This is a genomic window from Streptomyces sp. NPDC001732 (assembly GCF_053596315.1).
This window is the reverse complement of record NZ_JBSFFY010000124.1, coordinates 1-9,023: the sequence shown is the minus strand read 5'-3', so window position 1 is coordinate 9,023 and position 9,023 is coordinate 1. Positions and strand designations below refer to the sequence as shown.

The 9,023-nt window shown below is 67.3% G+C and carries 7 protein-coding genes and 2 pseudogenes; 8 read left to right on the top strand and 1 reads right to left on the bottom strand.

All coding sequences use genetic code 11. The features are described from left to right. Positions 1-426 (bottom strand): IS6 family transposase (locus tag ACWCXX_RS39770; protein WP_451136007.1); only part of this gene is annotated, 426 nt, incomplete at its 3' end. Positions 427-489: 63 nt separating this feature from the next. On the opposite strand from ACWCXX_RS39770, the pseudogene ACWCXX_RS39765 reads away from it, so the two are divergent. From ACWCXX_RS39765 to ACWCXX_RS39730, 8 genes and pseudogenes are all read left to right on the top strand, one after another. Beyond that, a pseudogene (locus ACWCXX_RS39765) lies at positions 490-1,278 on the top strand (lipid II flippase MurJ); the annotation flags it as partial. 146 nt (positions 1,279-1,424) lie between these two features. Beyond that, positions 1,425-1,985, top strand: coding sequence for a hypothetical protein (locus ACWCXX_RS39760; RefSeq protein ID WP_451136005.1), 561 nt, complete (start codon positions 1,425-1,427; stop codon positions 1,983-1,985). A 47-nt stretch (positions 1,986-2,032) separates the two neighbouring features. Then, the gene (locus ACWCXX_RS39755; RefSeq protein WP_451136003.1) at positions 2,033-3,265 is read left to right on the top strand and encodes a tyrosine-type recombinase/integrase; all 1,233 of its coding nucleotides are present in this window, start codon (positions 2,033-2,035) and stop codon (positions 3,263-3,265) included. Then, complete coding sequence (locus tag ACWCXX_RS39750) at positions 3,265-3,489, top strand: hypothetical protein (RefSeq protein WP_451136001.1); 225 nt, start codon at positions 3,265-3,267, stop codon at positions 3,487-3,489. Before ACWCXX_RS39755 ends, ACWCXX_RS39750 begins: the two co-directional genes overlap by 1 nt. A gap of 126 nt (positions 3,490-3,615) precedes the next feature. Beyond that, positions 3,616-5,613: a tyrosine-type recombinase/integrase gene (locus ACWCXX_RS39745; RefSeq protein WP_451135999.1), complete on the top strand. Its 1,998-nt coding sequence runs from the start codon at positions 3,616-3,618 to the stop codon at positions 5,611-5,613. A 44-nt stretch (positions 5,614-5,657) separates the two neighbouring features. After that, a complete protein-coding gene (locus ACWCXX_RS39740; protein ID WP_451135997.1) occupies positions 5,658-6,365 on the top strand; it encodes a hypothetical protein in 708 nt (235 codons plus the stop codon). A gap of 351 nt (positions 6,366-6,716) precedes the next feature. Next, positions 6,717-7,046: pseudogene (locus ACWCXX_RS39735) on the top strand (tyrosine-type recombinase/integrase); the annotation flags it as partial. A gap of 628 nt (positions 7,047-7,674) precedes the next feature. After that, positions 7,675-8,994, top strand: coding sequence for a tyrosine-type recombinase/integrase (locus ACWCXX_RS39730; RefSeq protein WP_451135995.1), 1,320 nt, complete (start codon positions 7,675-7,677; stop codon positions 8,992-8,994). Positions 8,995-9,023 lie beyond the last annotated feature (29 nt).

Genomic DNA, 9,023 nt, shown 5'->3' with positions numbered 1-9,023 from the left:
GGAACGGAGCTTGTCCGTGACCATCACCCGCGGCACCGAACACGTCTTCTTCACCAGGCGGCGGAAGAACCGCCTGGCTGCAGTGGTGTCCCTTCGGCCCTGGACCAGGATGCCGAGCACGGTGCCGTCGGCGTCGACGGCCCGCCACAGGTACTTCCGCTCCCCGTGGATCTTCACGAACACCTCGTCCAGATGCCATTTATCCCCCGGCCGCGGCTGGCGGCGGCGCAGTCCGTTCGCATAGGCCTGCCCGAACCTCATACACCAGCGGCGGACCGTCTCGTGGGAGACGATCACACCGCGCTGGGGCATCAGCTCCTCCACCTCACGGAACGACAACGGGAAGCGGAAGTACAGCCACACGCAATGGGAGATCATCTCGACCGGGTACAGGTGTCCCCCGGACGACGGCGGCGCTGACGACACGAGCGAATCCCCTCCCGGCCCGACCAACTCCAAGATCATCCCACTCGGTCAGTCAACGTGACAGTGCCGTTCGGCGCGATGATGTGGACCCCTGTGCTGAACAACGTCGTGCTGGTCGGCATGTTCGCCGCCTATTTGGGGCTGATGACGGTGCCCGACCGGGTGGAGGACATCACTTCCGACCAGGTGCAGTTGCTGGGGATCGGGACGACGGCAGGAATCGCTCTGCAGGCCGTGGCCCTGATTCCGTTCGCGCGGGCGGCCGGTTTCCGTTTCCGCCCGCGGTTCGACTGGCGGGGCACCGGCCTGGGCAAGAGCGTCCATGCGGCGAAGTGGACGCTGCTGTTCGTCTTGGCCAATCAGGTGGCGCTGACGGTGGTCACGAATTACGCCAATGCCGCCGCCCAGGAGCTGCCGCAGGCCGGCGCTGGCTACTCGGCCTACACCTACGCGCAGACCATCTGGATGCTGCCGCAGTCGATCGTGACGGTGTCCCTGGTGACGGCGTTGCTGCCGCGTATGAGCCGGGCTGTCGCTGAGGGGCGCATCCCGGATCTGCGCGCGGACCTGTCCCGGGTGCTGCGGATCAGCGGCGTGGTCATTGTGCCCGCCGCGTTCCTCTTCCTCGCCCTGGGTCCGCAGATCTCCTCGCTGCTGTTCGCCCACGGGGCGGCTGACGCCGTCTCGGCCCGCCCGCTGGGGTACATGCTGCAGGCGTTCGGACTCGGGCTCATCCCTTTCTCCGCCCAGTACCTGCTGTTGCGCGGCTTCTACGCCTTCGAGGACACCCGCACTCCGTTCTTCATGGCGGCGTGGATCGCTGGCGTGAACATCGCCCTGGCCACCGCGTGTCTGGCTTTAACGAGCAGTAGTGACGTCACTTGTCGATGGGTTTGGGAGGCGCTCCGATCCACGGTCGGGTGATGCTGATGAGTTTGGGAGGCGCGGGGGCTCTTGCCAGGGCAGCATCGGGATGCTCTTGGTGAAAGGGGCTGGTCATGCCGCAGATGTCGAAGGTCGAGCTGTACGTGGCGATCCGGCGTGACCACCGCGGCGGCATGTCGATGCGGGTACTTGAGCGCAAGCACGGCGTGACCTGGCGGACGGTACGCAAGGCGTTGGACTCGTCCTGGCCTGAGCCTCGTAAGAAGCTGCCGCCCCGGGCCACGACGCTGGACCCGTACAAGCCGGTGATCGACGAGATCCTGCGGGCGGACCTGGACGCGCCGCGCAAGCAGAGGCACACGGTCACCCGGATTTTCCACCGGCTGGTCGAGGAACACGGGGCGGACGTCTCCTACGGGGTGGTGCGCTACTACGTCGCCGGCCGGAAGCCCGAGATCCTGGTCGAGTCCGGCAAAGCGCCGCTCGACGCCTTCGTTCCGCAGACCCACCTGCCCGGCCACGAGGCGGAGGTCGACTTCGGTGACGTGACCGTACGGCTGGCTGGCGAGCTGGTGACCTGCTACCTGTTCTCTTTCCGGCTGTCGTACTCGGGCAAGGCCGTCCACAGACCCGTTGACCGCACTATCGGCGTGTCCTACGTGTTGGCTTGGTGAGGGCGAGGAGTCTCCGTTCGGGATGTTCCCGACGAGACGGAGACGTGATGGATGACGCTGCAGTGATGGACGAACGCGAGGTGACTGGGCTGGTGGTGGCCCGGGTCGGCAGGGTGGAGGCGACCGGTGCCGCCACGCTGCCCTGGGTGGTTCTCGACGGGGCGGGCCGGGCGATCACGCCGGCAAGCGAGTTCCTGCGGGAGTTGCTGGCCTGCGGCAACACTCCGGCTTCCTGCCGTTCCTATGCCTTTGATCTGCTGCGTTGGTTCCGCTTCCTCGCGGCAGTGGATGTGGAATGGAGCCGTGCGAAACGAGTGGACGTACGCGACTTCGTCCTGTGGCTGCGGACGTGCCACAACCCGGCGCGGGACCGGCGCCGACCGGATGCGCCGGTGCCGGGGTCGCTGAACGCGCGCACCGGAAAGCCGTACCTGAGGTCGGGCTATGCTCCGGCAACCATCAACCACGCGGTGTCGGTGCTGGCGGCGTTCTACGACCACCATCTGCAGACCGGGCAGGGTCCCGTGGTCTCCCCGGTTCCGCCGCAGTCCCGTGACGGGCGCCGGCTGGAGGCGCATCACAACCCGTTGGAGCCGTTTCGGCTGCACCGTCGTGGTGCCTACCGGCAGAAGCAGGCCGACCGCGAGCCCCGTGCTGTCCCCGACGATGTCGTCGAAGACCTGTTTGCCTCGCTGGGCTGTCACCGCGACCGGGCTCTGTTCTCCATGTTCTTGTCCAGCGGCGCACGGGCCGCCGAGATGCTGGGCATGACGATCGGCGATATCCACCCGGGCGAGGGCCGGATCTCCGTGCAGACCAAGGGCTTGGGCGGGGCGAAGGAAGCATGCCCGGCCTCCCCGGAAGCCTTCGCCTGGCTGGCCCTCTACCTCGGTGACCTGGCCCAGGACGGCCACCGGCCCGCCCCGGACGAGCCGGTGTGGTGGACCCTGCGCGGACAGACTCGCCCGCTGACCTACACCGCCCTGCGAGCGGTGCTGAACCGGATCAACGCCCGGATCGGGGCGAACATCACGCTGCACGACCTGCGGCACACCCTGTGTCTGCGCCTGATCGAAGACCCGGCCATCACCCTGGTCGACGCCCAGCAGGTGATGCGCCACCGGCGCATCACCACAACCAGCACCTACCTGCGGCCCAGGACCGACGAGGTCATCACCAAGGTCCACGAGCACTACACCCGCCCCAAGCCGCCGCCGCGGCCGCTGACCGGCTGGACGTACGACCCGGACGACCTCGCCGACGTCTTCGGAAATCGCTGATGACACGGCACGGGCGCGTCGCCCGCACCCCGGTCAGCCCACGCGACCCCGCCCTCCTCACCACCGTGCTGCCCGAACCGAGGACCACGACCCGTGGCAGCGGCCGGGAGAAGGCGCATCGCGATGAACTGGCCCGCCTGGCCGAGAACTTGCTGATCGAGCCGACCGGTCGCAACCTGTGGCGCCAGCAGCTCTCCCTGAGGCGCATCTTCGACTGGCTGTAGGGATTCCCCGCCGACACCTGGCAGGACCGATGGCTGCTGAGCGGTTCCGACGAGCTGGGCTCCGGCTGGGGACCGCAGGGACTCAGCGCGGGCACCCGGTCGCGGTTCACCGCCGGTCTGGGCACCTTGATCGTCCTCCAGGCGATCCGGCCCTCCTACGGTTGGCTCTTCGGCAGCCGCCTCCTGGGCGTCTACGACGCCTACCGTCGCCACAACCAGCCGGCGCTGTTCGCCGAACTCACACAGCGCGTCGGCGGACAGCGCTGCGACGAGCACGCGACCGAAGCTCTGAACGTGCTCACCCGCATGAGCATCGTCACCGGCAAGGACCTGCTGGCCTTCGGCCTGGAAGACCTCACTGACTACGCCCGGGCCCGTCGGGACAACGGCCGCACGGTGACGGCCCTGCCCCTCGCCTACGACATCCTCCGCTCCGTCGGCGGTCTCAAGGACTCGTCGCCGACTCTGCGCGAAGCCCAGGCCCGCGGCCAGCTCACCCCCGCCGAGCTGATCGACCGCCACCCGATCACCAACCGCGCGGTCCGCGACGTGCTCGTCCACTACATCGCCGAGCGATCCGCCGTCCTGGACTACGGCTCCCTGGTCAACCACGCCCAGATGCTGGCCGACCTGTTCTGGGGCGACCTGCAACGCCACCACCCCGCGATCTCCTCACTCAATCTGCCCGACGAGGTCGCCCAGGCATGGAAGCAACGCGTCCGGGTCCTGCCCGACGGGCGACCGCGCCGCACCGCCCACGCCGTCTTCCTGGCCGTCCGCTCCTTCTACCTGGACCTCTCACAGTGGTCGATGGAAGACCCGGCCCGCTGGGCGGCCTGGGCCGCACCCTGCCCGATCAGCGAGGCCGACATCCGCGGCTACATCAAGGAGACCCGCCACCGGCAAGCACGGATGCAGCAGCGCACCCGCACCCTGGTTCCCGTCCTGCCGCAGCTCGTCCGCGCTGCCGAGGCTCGACTGCAGCACGCCACGTTCCTGCTACAGGCAGCCCGCTCGGCGACACCGGGTGAGGAGTTCACCGTCGAGGGCTCGCGCTATCGACGCACCGGCCGCAACGGGAGCCACTGGCGCCCCACCGCGCTGTTCCTCGCCCCGGTCGACGAGCCCGGTCCCCGGTTCGATGCCGAATGCGAGGAGAACAACGCCTTCTGGACCTGGGCGAGCATCGAGGTCCTGCGACGCACCGGGGCCAGGATCGAGGAACTCCTGGAGCTCACTCACCTGAGTCTGCGTCAGTACCAGGCACCCACCGGCGAGACTGTGCCGCTGCTGCAGATCAGCCCATCCAAGACCGACCGCGAGCGTGTCATCCCTGCTGACCCGGACCTGGTTGCCGTCCTCGCCCGCATCATTCGCCGCATCAAGGGCACCGGCGAGCGGGTGCCGCTGCTGACCCGGTACGACGGCTACGAGCGCGTCTTCGGGCCCCCGCTGCCCCACCTGTTCCAGTGTCTGTCCCAGCACCGGCTCCAGGTCATCTCCCCCAACCGGATTCGCGAGCTCCTCACGGACCATGCGGTGCGGGCCGGCATCGTCGACGTCGACGGGACACCGCTGAGGTTCACGCCACACGACTTCCGGCGAATCTTCTCGACCGAGACGGTCAACGGCGGTCTGCCGATCCACGTCGCCGCGAAGCTCCTTGGCCACCTCGATCTCAACACCACTCAGGCTTACGTCGCGGTCTATCCCGAGGAGGTGATCCGCCACTATCGGCAGTTCGTCGACCAGCGCCGGACACACCGTCCCAGCGAGGAATACCGAGAGCCCAGCGACACCGAGTGGCAGGACTTCCGTGACCACTTCAGCCTGCGCAAGGTCGCGCTCGGCACCTGTGACCGGCCTTATGGGACCCCTTGCCAGCATGAAAACGCTTGCGTCCGCTGCCCGATGCTCCGTCTCGACCTCGCCCAGGTGCCCCGACTGCTGGAGATCGAAGCCAACACCCATCAACGGATCGAAGAGGCCCAGAGGATGCAGTGGCTGGGGGAGGTAGCCGCCCTGAAGGAGAGCCTGCGGCACATCAACGACAAGAAGAAGCAGGCCGACCGTCTTCGGAGGCAGGCCCAGCGGGGAGAGAGCGGACCCGGCTCCCTCAGCTGAACAATCACATTGACCAGCGTGGTCGAGATAGAGATCGTGAGCCCATGACGGACAGCACATGGCTCAACCGCGATCACCAGCTCGTCCCCGGCAAGGAGGTCTTTCGCAGCGAGCGCAGCTTCCACCTCTTGGCCTACACGGCGAGCCACGGCCAGCTCCTGATGCGGAGCATTGGCCGGCCCGACGAACCCGGCGAGCCCGAGACAACGATTGACCTGCTGTTCAAGCCCGCCGCCCTGGTGAAGATCCGTGACGACTACCGCGGCTTGGCGATCAGATGCGCCTCCGCGGCCGAGAGCGAGCAGGTCAAGACCGACCACGCCAGCATGTCCTTCAGCCGGGACGATCGCGTCTTCGTTCTGGAGAGCCAGGGTGAGTCCGACTACGTGGTCGCCATGGCCGTCGGTTGGAGGGAAGGGATCCTCGGCCGCACGCAACAGAGCTTCTTCAACGACTTCTACCCCGACAGGCCGATCTGGCCCAGCCAGCCGCTCTCCGGGGTCGACGCCGGCCTCAACATCGCCTCGTCCCAGGAGCTCATCGGCGCACTGCTGGCTGAAGACAACACCGCGGTCCGCCGCGAGCGTCACCGCCGCGTCTACGTCGTCATGACGCGGGTGATCCGCTCCGACGGGCCCGACGTCACCGGAGCGGGCGTCTTCCTGACCAGAGCCGACGCCGAGGACGCCCTGGCCGTGATCACCGCGAAGTCAGTCGACTGCTGGATTGAAGAGCTCCCGATCGCGATCTGACCAGGATCCGCTCAGGCGCCCTCGATAGTGCAGAGAAGAGTGTTCGCCTCATGCGGCCAGGAAGCCTTTTTCGAAGGCCACGTTCACGCACTGCGGACGCTGGGCGGGGTCCCCCGGACCAAGGTCCGCTACGACTGTGAGGATGTTCAAGTGCCGCTCCGAGCGGTGGCCTGACTCACGCTACGACTGGCTCTGTGCCTTGAGTTTGATCTGTCGGCCACCGCCTGGAGCGGTACTTGCTGCCGCCGGGCAGGGGACGTGTCCCGATAGGGGCCTTCGCGACAGGCACCGTCACAGTCTTGACCGCCCCGGCCCGGCGACGGCCACCGGTTCCCGAGCGATCAGGAGAGCTGGTGGGTTTTCGTCAACCTGCGTCGCGGCGAATGGCTGGCACCGCTGCGGCCGGAGACCGTCTATGACCTGGTCGAAGGGCTCAAGCGTCGTCTGGGGAAGGCAGTTCCTGCTTCTTGGACGCCGCACTGGTGGCGTCACACTCATGCGACCGCATTACTGCTGGCCGCCGCCCGGGAGCACGTGGTGATGCGGCGGTTGGGCCACGCCGATGTCCAGACCACGATCTCCCTCTACGGCTGGGTCACCGAGGACGCCGAACTGAAGACCCTGGCGGACTGGAAGTCCTTCACCGCCAACTGGCGGGCAATTGAGGGACGTTCACTATGACTGATCACCACTTCCCTACGGCCACTCCGCAGGGCTCAGCTGAACCGGACCGGCTCGCACAGAGTGCCACCCTGCTCGACGGCTTGGACGCGGTGTTCACCGGGTCGCGGTTCGACCCGCGCGATCCGCGTCTGGCCGGGGTGTTCATGATCGGCTCACGGCAGACCCGGCTGGACATCACCGCTCTGTCCGTGGCCATGCGCCGCGAAGTCGGCTGGTGGCTGGCTACTTGCGCACGCACCGGGGAACGACAGGCCCACGCCAGCGAGTGGAACCGCTGGGCTGCCACCGCCGCCCGCGTCATGGCCCGTCGCCCGCACGTGATCTCCTTCGCCGACCTGCCCCTGAGCGACTGGATGACGGCCTGGGGCCGGACCTACCACGCTGACAAGGGACGGATGCCTGCCCCTGAGCACCGGCGCCGGGCTGAATACGCGCTACGGGCCATGCTTGACCGGCTGCTGCGGCATTACACAGCGAGGTCGACTGGTGGCGGCACGACATCTGGTCGCTGCGACTGGACAGTCGCATCCCGCGCCGTGAGCACGAACCGCGCGCGAACACCGCCGTCCGCTGGGGCGACATCGTCCCGGGCTGGCTGCGTGAGGGCACCAAGTTCTACCTACGGTTGCAGCTGGAGTCCGGGCAACTGACCTGGTCGACGGTCATGCAGCACCGCGTGAACACCGCACGCTTCGCTGTATTCGTGACCAAGCACGGAATCGACCGCCCCGCCCTGCTGGACGGGCCAGAACAGAGCCTGCGCTCGCTCGCACTTGATTTCGGAACCTTCCTCCAGGGGTGGCGGCGCGAGCGGTCGGGACGATCCCGGGTCGGCGGGGGTCTCCAGCCAAGAACGATCAGTAAGAACCTGCAGACGATCGACCTGTTCTACCGAGTCATGACCGACTGCCGCACCGAGGCCGCCGAGGCTCTGGACGACACGCGCTGGCAGGAACTCACCGACAGTCACGCCCGCATGTTCCGCCCCGCCGACCGGCCCCGCCACCGAGAAGTCCGCCAGGCCGACGAGCGCAACTACATCAACGACACCGACCTCAGCAGCATGCTCACGCACATCGAACTGCTGGGTCTGCCCGCTGGGCACAACCGCACCGTTGTCCGCGACGGACAGCAGATCGAACTGCCCGGGCTCGGACAGCCCGCGGTCATGCGGGCCTGGCTGATCCAAGCCCTCACAGGGCGCCGGGCCAGTGAAGTACTGATGATGGACTTCGAGCCGCTATCCGACATTCCCGGGCTGGACGCCGCCGCTGTCCGCGAGGGCGGAATGGTCGCCCGGCTCCGCTACCAGCAGACGAAGATCGACGGCGCGCCGAACACCATCCTCGTCGGCCATGACGTCGTCGAGATCGTCCGGGAACAGCAGGCATGGGTGCGCGAGCACTGGGGCCTCGACCCTGCCGACGCGATCCGCTACCTCTTTCCCAAGACCACCGGCAACCGGCATGGCGCCAAATCCTGGGAGACCAGCAACTACAACCGTGTCCTGAAGGAGTTCAGTCACCACCTGGACCTGTGGGATTCACGCGGTGAACTCCTTCTCTACTCACGCAGCCACCGCCTTCGCCACACGAAGGCAACCAGCCTGATCAACGCGGGAGCCCCGATCCATGTCGTCCAGCGTTACCTCGGCCACCTCTCTCCAGAGATGACTATGCGTTACGCGGCGACCCTCGCCAGCACCGCCGAGCGCGAGTTCCTCGCCCTGGCCAAGATCGGCCGCGATGGCCGCGAGATGGGCATGGACCATCGCGACATGCTCGACCTTGTCCAGCTCGACCGCCGCACCGACCGGATCCTGCCCAACGGCTACTGTTTGCTGCCGCCGACCCGGTCCTGCGACAAGGGCAACGCATGTTGTCGGCGTACAAGCGAACGTGCACCACCTCGTACGGATGAAAGTGCACCATTCTTGGTGCGGTGACGGGGTGTCGGCCATGAGTCTGCTGCTGT